Raw genomic sequence first — 13,942 nt, forward strand, 5'->3', positions numbered from 1 at the left:
GTCAGCCGACCCGGCGCAGCGCGGCTTGCGGGCAGGCTGCGATGGCGTCGCGGGCCTGGTCCTGGGTGTCCGGGGGGACGTCCGTCGCGCGCAGCTGCGCGTAGCCCCATTCGTCGAGGTCGACGAGTTCGGGGGCGGATTCCCGGCAGAGGCCGTAGCCCTGGCAGAGGGTGGAGTCCAGCAACAGTTTCACTCGGGTGTTCCCTTCGGGAGCGGCGGTGGCCGGGCGGGTGGGATGGGTGTGTGCCGGTCAGGGGACCGTCACGGTGAGGCGGCTTCCGTCGTGGGACGGGGCGTCGGCGCAGGACGGGCAGGGGGCGTCCTGGTGGGCGCCGACCCGTTCCGGGAAGTGCCGCAGGAGGGTGGCGGCTACGTGTGCCGCCGCGTCGAGCAGTCCGCAGGCACCTCTGCCGGTCAGGCCCAGGGACCAGCGGCGCAGTCTTTCGGTGTCCTCCTCGCTGCCGTCGCCGCGGGAGAGGGCGGCGAGGGTGCCGGCGAGCGCCTGGGTGCCGGAGACGCACACCCCGCACTGCCGGGCGCTCTGCGCCGCGAGGTAGCCGGCGGCGTCTGCGGCGGCACCGACCGGGCAGTCGCCGGGCGGCAGGAAGTGGATCGCGCCGCAGCCGAGGGCACCGCCGGCGGCGGCGAGTTCGTCGTGGTCAAGCCGCAGGTCGGCCCAGCCGTCGCCGTACAGGCCGCCGAAGAGGCCGCCGAGGAGCACTGCGGCGGAGCCGCTGCGGTCGGCGTGGTCGGCGAGCGTCTTGAGGAGGGTGCCGGCGGGCGCCTCCACGAGCACGGAGGGTTCCGGGCCGCCGGAGAGAGTGAGGAGGTGGCCGGAGGCGACGGCCCCAGCGGCGCCGGGGTGGGCGGTGAGCAGCGCGAGCCGGGCCAGCGTCTCCACGTTGGCGACCAGTGTGGGAGCGCCGCCCACGCCGCGCTCGAAGGGGCGCGGGGGCTTGGCGGTGGGCAGGGCGGGGCCGCCGTCGATGCGACGCACCACGGCGCTCTCCTCACCGGCGACATACGCGTGCTCGGTCGGCACGATGTCGACGGGCACCGCCGGGGGCCGCTCGGAGAGGGCGCGTCGCACGGCGTCGGCGGCGTGCGGGTCGGAGAGGTAGACGTAGCCGCGGACGGCGCCGGTGGTCATCGCCGCGAGACGGAGTCCGTCCAGGACGGTGTGCGGCCGGTGGCGCAGCAGCCATCGGTCCTTGACCGATCCCGGCTCGCCCTCCTCGCCGTTGGCCACGACGACGGTGTCGCCGGGGGCGTCGCGCAGGGTGCGCAGCTTGACGGCGGTGGGGAAGCCCGCGCCGCCGCGTCCGCGCAGTCCGGCGGTGGCGACTCGCTCGAGGAGGTGCTCCGGGCCGGGCGCGGTCGGGTAGCCGCCGGTGGCCAGATAGGAGGCCAGGTCCTCACCGCGGGGCGGCTGGGGGCTGAGCAGGCGCGGCTGCCCGGGAGGTGTCAGGGAGCGGATCCCGGTCATGCCGTGCCTCCCTCGGCCGGATGGTCCTTGAGCCGTCGCACGGCCTTCTCCAGGGCACGCCGCTGGGGGGCGGCTCGCTCGTATCCGGTCCCGGGGAGACCGATGAGCATGTGGTGGTGGTCGAGGACGACCTCCCCGGCCACCAGAGCGGCGGCGGAGCCGCCTGCCTCGGGCGCCCGGGAGGCATCGACGACCAGATCGGTGACCTCGGCCAGGTAGCCGAGCCATCTGTGCTCGGTGCCGTGCAGGATCAGCCGTTCGATCCGGCGCCGTTCGGCCGCGGCGACGGACGGCAGGGAACTCCCGGGAGCACGGGGCCGCAGGGTCGCCACCGCGGCGGGCAGCTCACGCTCCGGCTCAGGAGTGAGGCCGAGCCAGACAAGGCTCCGGCGAGCGCTCATTGCGTGCCTCCGACTGGACGGGGACCTCCGTCCCGGCGGTCCCGGGACGGGGTGACGCAGTAAGGGGATGGGCGGATGGGGCCGCGCTGCCGCGGCAGCCGCTGGAGGTCCTGAGGGACGGGCGCGCCAGAGGTTCGTCCGCCCCGGACCGTGGCCGGACTGTGGCCGGCCCGGACGTGCGGGCCGGCCTCGCCACGGGACGGTGGAAACACAGCGGACCGACGGGGTTCGACTGCACGCAGACTAACTAACTAATTAGTCAGTCGACAAGCCTTGACATGACCCGCATCCGACCTCACTCTAACTAACCAATTAGTCAGTCAGGGTGACAGTGGGCCTCTCCCGGTCCCTGCCGACCCTGCGCAGCAGCCTCACCGCCCATCGCCGCAGCGCGGCGTGGAGGAGGACACGATGCAGCCCCAGACCCCCCCGGTACCCGCCCCCGAGACGGGGCCGCCGGAGAGCCGCCAGAGCTCCCCCGGCGAAGCCCTCGACGCTCTTCCGGCGCGGTACTACACCGATCCGGACATCGCGAGGGCCGAGACGCAGCGCATCTTCGAGAAGTCCTGGCAGCTCGTCTGCCACGAGTCCGACCTTCCCGGCCCCGGAGCCCGGCTTTCGGCGACAGCGGCCGGCCGCGACGTTCTGGTGGTCCGCACCGAGGACGGCAGCCTCGCCGCCCACCTGAACGCCTGCCGTCACCGCGGCACCCGCCTCGTCACCGAGCCGGAGCCGTCCGGCAAGGCGATCCGCTGCCCCTACCACGGCTGGACGTACAAGCTGGACGGGACCCTGGTCGGGGCCCCGGAGGCCCGGCAGATCCCCTGCCTGGACAAGCCCAAGCTCGGGCTGCACCGGGTCAAGGTGGAGACCTTCCTCGGCTTCGTCTTCGTCAACCTGGACCTCGACGCCGTACCGCTCGCCGAGAGCTGCGCGGGTCTGGTGGAGGCCGTCGGCCACTACGCCGACGCCGACCTGGTCCCGGTCGGCAAGGACCGCATCCACCGGATCCCGCCGGACGGGGAGCAACACGCCAACTGGAAGGTCATCGTCGACAACTATCTGGAGGGCTACCACGTCCCCGTCGCCCACCCGTCGCTGATGCGGCTGCTCGACTACCAGGCCTACACGGTCGACATCCAGGAGTCGTACGCGCTCTTCGAGGCGCCGCTGCGCGACAAGCCGTCCTCGAACTGGATGGAGCGCCTCTACCAGAGGCTCGCCGAGCCCATCCCGGGGCTCACCGAGGCCGACCGGCGGATATGGCGCTACGCCGTGATCTATCCCAACACGCTCATCGACTTCTACCCTGACCACGTGCTCGCGTGGACCGCCCTGCCCACCGCCCAGGACCGGGCGGCGATTCCGGGCGCCTTCTACACCCGGCGCGGCGAGAGCGCTCGCACCAGGCTGGCCAGGCGGCTGAACATCCACATCGGCTGGGTCACCACCGACGAGGACGCCGATTTGGTCGAGCGGGTTCAGGCGGGTCTGGCCACCCCCGGCTACGAGCCCGGTCCGCTGTCCCGCCGCGAGGCGGCGGTGGGCTGGTTCGCCCACAAGGTCCGTCAGGACCTTGATTCCGCCGAGGGGGCTCGATGAGCGTTGCCTCCACCACCGCCGGCGCGCCAGGGAGGGCCGCTCACCGTGCGCTGCGTCCTTGCCTCTTAGCGGCGCACTGACCCCCTTTGTCCCGCATCTCGCACAGACCGGTCATCACCACGGAGCCAGGGCATCCGTAGAGCCGCCTCCGGTCACCGCCCTGGAACGCGCTGCCTTCCTCGTCGAAGAGGACGTTCCCTTGCCCTCCACCACATGCACACCCTCCAGACGAACACTGCTCCGCGCCGGCGCCTTCGGGGCACTCGGCGTGTCACTGAGCGGTTGCGGGTTCGCGCCCGCACACATATCCGACGACCGGGTGCAAGCCCCGATCGACGTGAAGATCGACGGCGATCTCGTCTACTTCAACTGGGCCGACTTCGTCGATCCCTCCGTTTTCAAGGGTTTCGAGAAGGAATACGGCGTCAAGGTCATCCGGTCGAACTTCGACTCGATGGAGGGTATGGTCGCCAAACTCAACGCCGGCAACCGCTACGACATCATCTTCCCCACGGCCAAATGGGCCCAGCGTCTGGTACGTGGCAACATGCTGCGCCGGATCGACCATTCCCGGCTCGTCAACGGCGACGCCGTGTTCGGCAGGCGCACCTACTTCGCCGACCCCTGGTACGACAAGGACTCCGCGCACACGGTCCCCTTCACCGCCTACAAAACCGGCATCGGATGGCGCAGGGACGTCCTGGGTGACCTCACCGGCTCCTGGAAAGACCTCTGGAACTCCCGCGCCGGCGGCAAGGTTTTCGTCCTCGACGACCGCGACGAAGTGCTCGGCATGGCAGCCCTCGCACTCGGCCTGGACGTCTTCACAGGCGACAGGGCCTCCCTCGACCGCATCACCTCGCTGCTGCAGAGCCTGCGTCCCCACCTGCGCGGTTTCTCCAGCGACAGCTACAACAACCTGCTCAACGGCAATGCGCTGATGACACAGGCGTGGAGTGGGGACATGGCCGCGATGCTCAACCAGGCCAAGGACCCGTCGATCTTCGGCTTCGAGGCCCCCAAGGAGGGCTCGCCGATCAACTCGGACTGCTACGCCATTCCCTGGAACGCGCGCCACCCCGGCACGGCGATGCTCTTCATCGACTACATGCTCCGTCCGGAGAACGTGAAGAAGAACGTCGAGTACATCGGCTACCCCATGCCGGTGGCCGGAGCGGAGTCCACCTACGCCGCCCTGGTCAAGCCGTTCCCCGAATGCGTCGTCACCGAGGCCGACCTGTCGGCCGACCTGTTCTTCCGCAACGGTACCCGGGCCCAGGAAGACGCCCGGGACACCGCCTGGACCCATGTGAAGGCGGGCTGACATGGCTGCTCTCAACCGCTCCTCCGCACGGACCGGGCGTGGCAGCCGCGGGCCGAATGCCTCCGGCACCCGGATGTGGGCGTGGTTCATGCTCCCCGGCGCTCTGTGGATGACCGCCTTCCTCCTCGCCTCCCTCGCCCTGGTCGCCGTCCTCGCCGTCGGTACCACCGACCAACTGGGCAACCCCCGGTTCGGCTTCGACCTCGGCAGCGTCAGAGCCATGACCGACCCCGCGTACGCCGAGGTGCTGCTGCGCTCCCTCGGCTACGCCCTGGTCACCTGCCTGATCTGCTTGCTGGTGGCGTATCCGGTGGCCTACACGATCGCGCTGCACGGCGGCCGCTACAAGCACGCGCTCATCGCCGCCGTGGTCGTCCCGTTCTTCGCCAACTACCTGGTGAGGATGTACGGCTGGTCGGTGGTGCTCTCCGACGACGGCCCCCTGCTCACCGCGCTGCGCGGGATCGGGCTGGCCGGCAGCGGAACCAAGATCCTCAACACGGGCTTCGGTGTGATCGCCGGCCTCGTCTACGGGTTCGTCGTCTTCATGATCATCCCGCTCTACGCCGCCCTGGAACGTCTGGACGTCTCGCTCATCGAGGCGGGCCGTGACCTGTACGGCGGGCCGGTCAGGACCTTCCTGTTCGTCACCCTGCCCGCCACCCGCCAGGGCGCGGCGGCAGGGCTGGTCCTGGTGTTCCTGCCCTGCATGGGCGACTTCGTCAGCGCACAGCTCATGGGAGGACCGGACCAGATCATGATCGGCAATCTCATCCAGGACAAGTTCTTCCAGGGACAGAACTGGCCGCTCGGCTCCGCCCTGACCATGTTGCTCATGCTGGTGCTGCTGATCGGCATGCTCGGCTACCTGCGCCGCACCCGCAAGGACGAGACGGAGGCCCGCCGATGACATCGACACGCACGAGCCCAGCCGTGCCCGAGGCCGCCGGGCAGGAGACCCGCCCCGCGTCCCGGCGCCGCCGCGGCCGGGCCGAACGCAGACCGCGCATCGCCATCGCCGTCACGGCGCTGTTCTTCGGCCTGCTGTACCTGCCCATCGGCGTCGTGGTGCTCTACTCCCTCAACTCCAAGAAGTCCCTGACCGTGTTCGGCGGGTTCAGCCTGCGCTGGTACCGGGCGTTCGTCCACGACGACGTGCTGATCTCATCGCTGGGCACCAGTCTGAAGATCTCACTGGCCGCCATGTCCGGCTCCGTGCTGCTGGGAGTGGCCCTCGCGATCGGTCTCGTCCGCAGCCGCAGCCGACTCGGTTCCCTGGCCGGCCTGATCATGCTGGTGCCACTGATCACCCCGGAGATCGTCACCGGCGTGGCGTCCATGCTGCTCTTCAAGGGCGTGGGCGTGACCCTGTCCACGGCCACGGTGACGCTCGCGGAGATCACCTTCTCCATCTCCTACGTCACCGTGATCCTCCGGTCCCGGGTGGCCGCGCTCAATCCCGAAGTGGAGGAGGCGGCGATGGACCTGGGGGCCACCCGTTGGCAGGCGCTCCGCCTGGTGACCCTGCCGGCGCTGTTGCCGACCGTGCTCGCCAGCGCGGTCCTGATCTTCGCCCTGGTCTTCGACGACTTCGTCCTCGCGTACTTCACCACCGGCGTCGATCCGCAGCCGCTGTCGGTGCGGATCTACTCCGCGATCCGCTTCGGGGTGCAGCCCACCATCAACGCGGTCGGCACTCTGATGCTCGCCGGATCCATCGCCCTGATCGCCCTCGCCCTGTTCATCCCTCGCCTGTTCGGCCGCAAGGGCGGCCTCGAACTTCTCTCAGGGAGCTGATCTCCATGGACGCGACCCCCGCTGTCCGGCTCGACGGCGTCTCCAAGCAGTTCGCGGACTCCTACGCGGTCCGGGACGTGAGCCTCGACATCAAAGCCGGCGAGTTCTTCTCACTGCTCGGCCCGTCCGGCTGCGGCAAGACCACCTCGCTGCGGATGATCGGCGGCTTCTCCGACCCGACCGAGGGCGCCGTGCTCCTCGCCGGCGAGGACGTGACGGACCTCCCGCCGAACCATCGCAACGTCAACACCGTCTTCCAGAGCTACGCCCTCTTCGACCACCTCAGTGTCGCGGACAACGTCGCCTTCGGCCTCAAGCGCAAGGGCGTCGACAGAGGCGAGATCAAGAAGCGGGTCGGCGAGATGCTGGAACTGGTGCAACTGAGCGGGCAGGCCCCGCGCAGGCCGCCCACCCTGTCAGGTGGCCAGCGCCAGCGCGTGGCCCTGGCCCGCGCCCTGGTGAATCGTCCCGACGTCCTGCTGCTGGACGAGCCGCTTGCCGCCCTCGACCTCAAACTGCGCCGCCGGATGCAGGTCGAGCTCAAGCAGATCCAACGCGAGGTGGGCATCACCTTCGTCTTCGTCACCCACGACCAGGACGAGGCGCTGACGATGTCCGACCGGGTCGCCGTGATGAGCGAGGGCCGGGTCGAGCAGTGCGGCACCCCCGAGGACGTGTACGAGCACCCGGCCAGCCGCTTCGTCGCCTCCTTCATGGGCACCTCCAACCTCGTGGACGGCACCTACCGGGACGGGAAGGTCGTCCTCGAACAGGGCACGACACTGCCCGTCGGCCACCGCGAGGGCATCGGCGAGGGCAGCTCCGTCAGCGTGTCGGTGCGGCCCGAGAAGATCTGGCTCTCCGACTTCGAGCCCGGCATGTCCGTGCTCCGGGGAGTGATCCGGGAGACCGTCTACTGCGGCGCCACCACCACGTACCTGATCGAGGTGGCGCCCGGAGTCACCCTCGCGGCGCTGGAGCAGAACACCGCGCGGGCCCGCATGGAGGACCGCTGGAGCGGCGGCGAGACGGTGGACCTCGGGTGGCGCCCCGAGCACTGCCTGCTCCTTGCCTGACCGGGGACCGGCCCGCTCCCGCCCTCACACCCCCCGAAGAAGGAAGCAGGAAGATGCACCACGATGTGATCGTGCTCGGCGCCGGGCTGGCCGGGCTCGCCGCGGCCCGGGACCTGGTCGCCGGCGGAGCCGACGTCCTGGTCCTGGAGGCCCGGGACCGGGTGGGCGGCCGGGTCGAGCAGGTCTGCCTGCCCGACCGGCGCAAGGTCCAGGTCGGCGGGGAGGTCGTGGGCCGCGCCCACACGGCCTACCTCGGACTCGCCGAGGAACTGGGGTTGAAACTGGTCCCCAGCTATGTGGCCGAGCCCGGGTACATCACCCGCTCGACCCCGGACGGCGACTCGACGGGGGACCCTCCGCACTGGTTCGGCCCCGGTGACATGACCCTCCATCAGAAGCTCACCGACGAGTTCGTGACGATGGCCAGGACCGTCGACCCCGCCGATCCCTGGTCGCACCACCAGGCCGCCGTCCTGGACCGGCTCTCCGTCAACGGGTGGCTGCGGGCCCGGCACGCCTCCCCGGCGGTCGTCCGGCTGTGGGAGATCGGGCAACTCGGCCTGGCCGGCGGATCGTACGAGAGGACCTCTCTGCTCGCGGCGCTGCGCAAGAGCGCGGCGGTGCCCAGTTCGGGCCACTACGACTACGACGACTGGGAGGGCCTTCGCCTGGAGGAGGGCTCGGCCACACTCGCGGAGGTGATGGGCCGGGACCTCTCACCGCACATCCGCCTCGACTCCCCCGTCGCCGCCCTGGACGTCCGGCCCGGGCGGTGCACCGTCCGTCTCGTCGACGGCGAGACGGTGACCGCCGAGGCCGTCGTCTGCGCGCTGCCGGTCGGCCCCCTGCGGTCGGTCGCGGTCACCGGGGTCAGTGACGCCCGCCTGGCATCACTGCACCGGCAGCGCAACGCGACCGCCGCGAAGTTCGCCGCCGTCTACGACGAGCCGTTCTGGCGGAAGCGGCACCGCAACGGGCTGTCCGAGTGCGAGGGGGTACTCGGCTCCACCTGGCCGCAGGGCGGATCCACGCTTTCCGCCCTCATACCGCCCGAACGCTACGGAGTGCTGCTCGGCACCCCGCCTCACCTTCGCATCCAGGAACTGCTGGCGGAGGTGGCCGGTCTGTTCGGTGAACAGGCCCACCAGCCGCGCGCAGCCTACCTGCGGCTGTGGGGCACCGACCCGTGGACACAGGGCTACGTCACCCAGTGGACCCCGGGGGACGTGATGGCCGTCGGACCACTGCACGGCACCCACGAACCACCGTTCTACGTCTGCGGCTCCGACCAGTGGGTCGCCGGCTACATGGAGGGCGCGGTCCGCACGGGCCGCGCCGCCGCCAAGGAGGTACTGCGCCGTGGCTGAGACGCGCGTGCTCAATCACGTCGACGGTAGCGATCTGCCCGCCGCGTCCGGGGCCGTGCTGCGCCTGGTCGACCCCGCGACCGGTCTGGTCAACGGCTCGGCCCCGCTGTCCGGGGCCGAGGACGTCGATGCGGCCCAGCGGGCCGCGGAGGCCGCCTTCACCGGCTGGTCGGCCACCACCCCCGCCGAGCGGCAGACCGCACTGCTGCGGATCGCGGAGTCCATGGAGCGTCAGGCCGACGCGCTGGTCGCCGCCGAGGTCGGCGACACCGGCAAGCCGCCCTCTCTGTTCCGGGCGGACGAACTTCCGGCGATCATCGACACCGTGCGGTACTTCGCCGGCGCGGCCCGCAACCTGCCCGGCGCCGCCGCGGCCGAGTACACGCCGGGCCGCACCTCGATCCTGCGCCGGGAACCCATCGGGGTGTGCGCCCAGATCACCCCGTGGAACTACCCCCTGATGATGGCCGTGTGGAAGATCGCCCCCGCGCTCGCGGCCGGCAACACCATCGTCCTCAAGCCCGCCGACACCACCCCCGCCTCCACCACGCTCCTCGCCCGGATCGCCGCGGAACACCTGCCGCCCGGAGTACTCAACGTGGTGTGCGGCGACCGTGACACGGGTCGGGCGCTCGTCGTCCACCCCGGGATCCGGATGGTCGCGCTCACCGGCAGCGTACGGGCCGGACAGGAGATCGCGGCAGCGGCCGCGGCCGATCTGAAACGGCTCCACCTGGAACTCGGCGGCAACGCTCCCGTCCTGGTCCACGACGACGCCGATCTGGACGATGCGGTGGAGCAGTTGTCCGCGCTGTCGTTCTACAACGCGGGCCAGGACTGTACGGCGGCCACGCGCATCCTCGTGCACCAGCGCGTGCACGACACGTTCCTCGACGCCTTCGCACGGAGGGCGGCCTGTCGGGTGCCGGGCGGGCCCGGCGACGAGAACGCCGACTTCGGGCCGCTCAACAGCGTGGCGCAGCTCGGGGAGGTGCGCGGGTTGCTGGAGCGGCTGCCAGCCCACGCACACGTCGTGACCGGTGGCGGTGCTCTGTCTCGGCCCGGCTTCTTCCACGAGGCCACGGTCGTGGCCGGGGCGCGCCAGGACGACGAGATCGTCCAGCGGGAGGTGTTCGGGCCGGTCGTCACCGTGCAGGCATTCGCGGACGAGGAGGAGGCCCTTCGGCTGGCCAACGGCGTTCCGCAGGGACTGGCGGCGAGCGTGTGGACCCGGGACCACGACCGGGCGATGCGGGCGGGCCGTGCGCTGAACACGGGGATCGTGTGGGTCAACACCCACGGCACGACGGTCTCGGAGATGCCGCACGGCGGAGTCCGCCACTCGGGATACGGCAGTGATCTGTCACTCGCCGGGCTGCTGGACTACACCCAGGTCAAGCACATGATGCTGTGAGCGGAGGACCGGACGCAGCCGGTGCACGCCGTCCGCGGATCCACCGGCACGCCCCCCGCGCACCCGGCACCGACCCGCCAGGAATCCCCTACCACCCGTCGAGTCGAGCGTGTCGGCACGTGATCAGGAGGAACCGTGCGGAACGCTTCGCTCTGGACACCGACCGCGGAGTAGCGATGCCCCCCCCGACAGCCGCGCCGGCACAGACGACGACGACACCTCGAACGCCTCTCATCGGGGCACGGCGGTGCCGCCGGATGAACGCGGCCGAGGCATACGCCTGGGGTGTGCTGAGCGAGATCACCGATCCTGGTGCACCCTGCCTGGAGCGAGCGCTGGAGATCGCCGCGGAGATGGCCGTGCACCCGCCACTGGCGGCGTCGGCGGCCAAGCAGGTGACCACGGCGTCCACCGACGCGCCGCGCGAAAGCGCGCTGCTGCTGGAGCAACTCGGCTACGCGGCACTGAACGGGGCCTTCTGACCGGTGTCTCCCGGCTCCGGAGCACCCACCACGGGCCACGGCCCGACCCAGCCGTACACCGGCGCCTCGTCCACACCTTCCGAGCGACGCCGTTCCGGCGCGACCGACTCACGACAACTGACGCCGGCGGAGGGGTGACCGCACCGAACCCGTCTACGGGTCGCCAGACATGAGAACGCGGCTTTGCCCGTCGTGGCTTTCCGGAGGAGCGATCGCCGCTCGGAAGACCGAGTGCCGAGCGCGGACAGCCGTCTCCCGCGAGAGGTGTGCACCAGAGCCGGACCTCCGGGTCAGCGCACCCTCCCGCGTGGCTTGAGCGGCACCGGCGGGAGTTCGGGGGCGGTCAGCGGCGCTCCGTCGTACCCTCTGACCTCACCGAACCGGGAGCTCTTCATCCAGTCCGAGCGGGCCTGCTCGATCTCCTCCTGGGTGCGCCCGATGAAGTTCCACCACATGATCAGCTCCTCCTCGAACGGTTCACCGCCCAGCAGCATCAGGCCGGCGTCCGTCGCGGCGCGCAGCGGGAGTTCGGTGCGTCCGCAGCCGAGGTAGAGCATGGAGCCGGGGAGCATCGGGACCCCGTCGACATGCGTCTGGCCGGACATGGCGAGGACGGCGTACTCGAAGTCGGGCTCCAGCGGCAGCGCCAGGTCCGCGCCGCCGGCCAGGGCGAGGTCGGCGCCGACGATCGGGGTGTACGTCGTGCCGGGCGAGGTGGCGCCGTCCAGCGAGCCCAGCAGGAGCGTGGCCCGCAGCCCGGGAGCGGTGACGACCGGCAGCGCTCCGTGGTGCTCGAAGTGCGGGTCGGTGTGCCGGTGGCTGTCGGGCAGGGCGACCCAGAGCTGCGCGCCGTGCAGCAGGCGGGCGTGCGGCCGGGGGCTCTCCTCGGAGTGGCTGATGGCACGGCCCGAGGTCATCAGGCCCAGTTCCCGCGGGCGGATGGTCTGGAGGCTGCCCGTGGAGTCGCGGTGCAGCACCTCGCCCTCGTGCAGCCAGCTCACGGTCTGCAGGCCCATGTGCGGATGCGGCGGCACCTGCATCCCGGGCTCGTCGGCGATGTCGTCGGGGCCGTAGTGGTCGACGAAGCACCAGGCGCCGACCATGCGCCGGCCGAGGTTGGGGAGCAGGCGGCGCACCTCGGTGGCCTCGCCGAGCTTGACCCGGCGCGGGCTGAGGAGTTCCCGCACCGGCTCGCTCACCACGAATCCGCGGCCACCGCAGAGGGCGGGTGCCGCCTCCCGATCAAGATTGCTCATGGGGCACAACCTAGCCCCGTCGGGGACCCGGCGTCAGGAGGTCGAACCGCCCTCCACGGGGCACTTGGCTCGGAACAGGCGGAACGGGCCGGGACCGCGGCGCCGGCCCGTACGCCATTGGACGGACCCGGCGGCCCCGGTCCCGCCTCCGTCCGGAGCCGCCCCGCGGGCGGCCGGGCGTGCGTGCGGCCCCCCGAAAACAGTAGCCATGGACATAGTAGCCATGTACGGTACTTCCATGGCTTCAGCAGAGTCCGCTCCCGAGCCCGCGACGCCCGGCTTCCTGGTCTGGCGCCTGTCCATGAAATGGCGCGTCGCCGTCGACCGCGCCGTGGCCCCGCTCGGCCTGACCCACGCCCAGTACGCGCTCGTCGCGTCCCTGTACGGCATGCACCGGGACGGACTGCACCCGAGCCAGCGCCGGCTCGCCGACCACACCGGCCTCGAACCGCTCTACGTCTCCAAGCTCGCCCGGACACTGGAGGCCGCCGGCCTCGTCGACCGGGCACGCGACCCCGCCGACCCCCGCGCGGTGCGGCTGTCCCTCACCGAGGAGGGGCACGCCGTCACGCGCCGCGCGATCACGGTGGTCCAGGGTCTGCTGGAGCAGCTTCTCGCGCCGCTCGGCGGCCTCTCGGGCGAACGGGCCCGCGTGTTCGCCGGCGAACTGGCCACCCTGCTCGACGTCCCGCTCGACCGGAGCGCCGGGGTCCCGGCGGCCCCGGACACCACCTCACCCGAGGAGCAGCCATGAGCACCCCCGTTCCGCCCACCGCCTCCGCCTCCCCCACCGCTCCCCCTCCGCCGCCCGTCGACGGCCGGGTCATCGGTCTGGCCCACTACGCGAGCCGCGCCGCGCTGGAGCGCGTACTGGCCCGCAGCGGCACCTCCTTCGAGCAGTCGGCGGCCCTGCGGGCCGTCGCCGACCAGGGCGGGACCGTCGAGCGCGCCTGGCTCGTGGACCGGCTCACCGGAACACTGAAGATCGGCGACGCGGCGGCGCACGCGACCGTACGGGAGATGGCGGCGCGTCGGCTGCTGACCGAGCAGGACGCCGGACAGGTGGCCCTGACCGGGAGCGGACGGCACCTCTTCGCCGCGATCCGCGCCGAGAGCGACGCGATCGCGGCGCGCCTGTACGCGGGAATCCCGGCCGGGGATCTCGCGACGACCGGGCGCGTACTGGCCCTCGTCACCGAGCGGGCCGACGCGGAGTCGGAGCGGATCTGACCTCCCCTCTTTCGTGGAATATTCAACCAACCAGTGCGGTTGTGGCCCGGTGAAGGAGGTCGACGGTGGACATCACGTACTACGACCACGGAACGGCCGCGGAGCGCTGGGAGCGGGCGCAGTTGTTCTTCGACGCCAAGGACTACGCCGCGGCGGCGCGGGTGCTGGACGGACTGGTCGAGGGGAGCCCGGACCAGGTGGGCCCCCGGCTGCTGCTGGCCCGCTCGTACTACCACTCGGCGCAACTGGGGCGGGCGGAGGCCGAGTTGCGCGCCCTGGTGGAGATCGACCCGGTCGAGCACTACGCGCGCCTGATGCTGGGACGCACGCTGGAGCGGCAGGGACGGCACGCCGAGGCGGCCTCACACCTGCGGATCGCCTCGGCACTGGCGGGCGACTTCCGGCACGGCTGACCGCCGACCGCGGGCAGGATCGCGGACGGTCCCGTCCGGTCCTGCCGAACAGCGCGTGCGGGTCCGGTCACCGAGGTGGCCGGGCCCGCGGCGC

The 13,942-nt window shown here is 71.4% G+C and carries 15 protein-coding genes; 11 read left to right on the forward strand and 4 right to left on the reverse strand.

Features of this window, described 5'->3' with window-relative positions; translation table 11 throughout:
• Position 1 precedes the first annotated feature (1 nt).
• The 3 genes from ACGFS9_RS11425 to ACGFS9_RS11435 are packed head-to-tail and all read right to left on the reverse strand — an operon-like array spanning position 2 to position 1,887.
• Complete coding sequence (locus ACGFS9_RS11425) at positions 2-193, reverse strand: ferredoxin (RefSeq protein WP_393252316.1); 192 nt, start codon at positions 191-193, stop codon at positions 2-4.
• A 57-nt stretch (positions 194-250) separates the two neighbouring features.
• Positions 251-1,486, reverse strand: a complete 1,236-nt coding sequence (locus tag ACGFS9_RS11430; RefSeq protein WP_393252318.1) for an NADH-ubiquinone oxidoreductase-F iron-sulfur binding region domain-containing protein — start codon at positions 1,484-1,486, stop codon at positions 251-253.
• The gene (locus tag ACGFS9_RS11435) at positions 1,483-1,887 is read right to left on the reverse strand and encodes a hypothetical protein (protein WP_393252320.1); all 405 of its coding nucleotides are present in this window, start codon (positions 1,885-1,887) and stop codon (positions 1,483-1,485) included. The genes ACGFS9_RS11430 and ACGFS9_RS11435 overlap by 4 nt, the downstream gene beginning before the upstream one ends.
• A gap of 411 nt (positions 1,888-2,298) precedes the next feature.
• Between ACGFS9_RS11435 and ACGFS9_RS11440 the strand changes: the two genes are divergently transcribed.
• The 8 genes from ACGFS9_RS11440 to ACGFS9_RS11475 all read left to right on the forward strand — a co-directional run bounded on the left by ACGFS9_RS11440 (position 2,299) and on the right by ACGFS9_RS11475 (position 10,949).
• Positions 2,299-3,489, forward strand: a complete 1,191-nt coding sequence (locus tag ACGFS9_RS11440; protein WP_393252322.1) for an aromatic ring-hydroxylating dioxygenase subunit alpha — start codon at positions 2,299-2,301, stop codon at positions 3,487-3,489.
• Positions 3,490-3,808: 319 nt separating this feature from the next.
• Positions 3,809-4,813, forward strand: coding sequence for a spermidine/putrescine ABC transporter substrate-binding protein (locus ACGFS9_RS11445; RefSeq protein WP_393252323.1), 1,005 nt, complete (start codon positions 3,809-3,811; stop codon positions 4,811-4,813).
• Between the two features lies 1 nt (position 4,814).
• Entirely contained in the window at positions 4,815-5,723 is a 909-nt protein-coding gene (locus tag ACGFS9_RS11450) for an ABC transporter permease (RefSeq protein WP_393252325.1), read from the forward strand.
• Positions 5,720-6,610, forward strand: coding sequence for an ABC transporter permease (locus ACGFS9_RS11455; RefSeq protein WP_393252327.1), 891 nt, complete (start codon positions 5,720-5,722; stop codon positions 6,608-6,610). The genes ACGFS9_RS11450 and ACGFS9_RS11455 overlap by 4 nt, the downstream gene beginning before the upstream one ends.
• A gap of 5 nt (positions 6,611-6,615) precedes the next feature.
• The gene (locus tag ACGFS9_RS11460; RefSeq protein WP_393252329.1) at positions 6,616-7,686 is read left to right on the forward strand and encodes an ABC transporter ATP-binding protein; all 1,071 of its coding nucleotides are present in this window, start codon (positions 6,616-6,618) and stop codon (positions 7,684-7,686) included.
• Positions 7,687-7,739: 53 nt separating this feature from the next.
• A complete protein-coding gene (locus ACGFS9_RS11465) occupies positions 7,740-9,053 on the forward strand; it encodes a flavin monoamine oxidase family protein (protein WP_393252330.1) in 1,314 nt (437 codons plus the stop codon).
• Entirely contained in the window at positions 9,046-10,467 is a 1,422-nt protein-coding gene (locus ACGFS9_RS11470) for an aminobutyraldehyde dehydrogenase (RefSeq protein WP_393252331.1), read from the forward strand. Before ACGFS9_RS11465 ends, ACGFS9_RS11470 begins: the two co-directional genes overlap by 8 nt.
• A gap of 257 nt (positions 10,468-10,724) precedes the next feature.
• Positions 10,725-10,949, forward strand: a complete 225-nt coding sequence (locus tag ACGFS9_RS11475; RefSeq protein ID WP_393252332.1) for a hypothetical protein — start codon at positions 10,725-10,727, stop codon at positions 10,947-10,949.
• 290 nt (positions 10,950-11,239) lie between these two features.
• Here the strand turns inward: ACGFS9_RS11475 and ACGFS9_RS11480 are convergent, their stop codons facing one another.
• Positions 11,240-12,205 carry a pirin family protein gene (locus ACGFS9_RS11480; RefSeq protein ID WP_393252334.1) on the reverse strand — a complete coding sequence of 322 codons (966 nt, stop codon included), beginning with the start codon at positions 12,203-12,205 and terminating at the stop codon, positions 11,240-11,242.
• Between the two features lie 238 nt (positions 12,206-12,443).
• Between ACGFS9_RS11480 and ACGFS9_RS11485 the strand changes: the two genes are divergently transcribed.
• The 3 genes from ACGFS9_RS11485 (at position 12,444) to ACGFS9_RS11495 (ending at position 13,848) form a co-directional block, all read left to right on the forward strand.
• Positions 12,444-12,959, forward strand: a complete 516-nt coding sequence (locus tag ACGFS9_RS11485) for a MarR family winged helix-turn-helix transcriptional regulator (protein ID WP_393252335.1) — start codon at positions 12,444-12,446, stop codon at positions 12,957-12,959.
• Complete coding sequence (locus ACGFS9_RS11490) at positions 12,956-13,435, forward strand: MarR family transcriptional regulator (protein WP_393252337.1); 480 nt, start codon at positions 12,956-12,958, stop codon at positions 13,433-13,435. Before ACGFS9_RS11485 ends, ACGFS9_RS11490 begins: the two co-directional genes overlap by 4 nt.
• A gap of 65 nt (positions 13,436-13,500) precedes the next feature.
• Positions 13,501-13,848: a tetratricopeptide repeat protein gene (locus tag ACGFS9_RS11495; RefSeq protein ID WP_393252339.1), complete on the forward strand. Its 348-nt coding sequence runs from the start codon at positions 13,501-13,503 to the stop codon at positions 13,846-13,848.
• Positions 13,849-13,942 lie beyond the last annotated feature (94 nt).

The organism is Streptomyces sp. NPDC048566, from assembly GCF_043199735.1.
Taxonomy (GTDB): Bacteria; Actinomycetota; Actinomycetes; order Streptomycetales; family Streptomycetaceae; genus Streptomyces.

Excerpts from the sequence above, each read along its gene's own strand:
- ACGFS9_RS11430 (WP_393252318.1), bottom strand. The coding sequence starts at position 1,486 with ATGACCGGGATCCGCTCCCTGACACCTCCCGGGCAGCCGCGCCTGCTC.
- ACGFS9_RS11435 (WP_393252320.1), bottom strand. The coding sequence starts at position 1,887 with ATGAGCGCTCGCCGGAGCCTTGTCTGGCTCGGCCTCACTCCTGAGCCG.
- ACGFS9_RS11440 (WP_393252322.1), top strand. The coding sequence starts at position 2,299 with ATGCAGCCCCAGACCCCCCCGGTACCCGCCCCCGAGACGGGGCCGCCG.
- ACGFS9_RS11450 (WP_393252325.1), top strand. The coding sequence starts at position 4,815 with ATGGCTGCTCTCAACCGCTCCTCCGCACGGACCGGGCGTGGCAGCCGC.
- ACGFS9_RS11455 (WP_393252327.1), top strand. The coding sequence starts at position 5,720 with ATGACATCGACACGCACGAGCCCAGCCGTGCCCGAGGCCGCCGGGCAG.
- ACGFS9_RS11460 (WP_393252329.1), top strand. The coding sequence starts at position 6,616 with ATGGACGCGACCCCCGCTGTCCGGCTCGACGGCGTCTCCAAGCAGTTC.
- ACGFS9_RS11465 (WP_393252330.1), top strand. The coding sequence starts at position 7,740 with ATGCACCACGATGTGATCGTGCTCGGCGCCGGGCTGGCCGGGCTCGCC.
- ACGFS9_RS11475 (WP_393252332.1), top strand. The coding sequence starts at position 10,725 with ATGAACGCGGCCGAGGCATACGCCTGGGGTGTGCTGAGCGAGATCACC.
- ACGFS9_RS11480 (WP_393252334.1), bottom strand. The coding sequence starts at position 12,205 with ATGAGCAATCTTGATCGGGAGGCGGCACCCGCCCTCTGCGGTGGCCGC.
- ACGFS9_RS11485 (WP_393252335.1), top strand. The coding sequence starts at position 12,444 with ATGGCTTCAGCAGAGTCCGCTCCCGAGCCCGCGACGCCCGGCTTCCTG.
- ACGFS9_RS11490 (WP_393252337.1), top strand. The coding sequence starts at position 12,956 with ATGAGCACCCCCGTTCCGCCCACCGCCTCCGCCTCCCCCACCGCTCCC.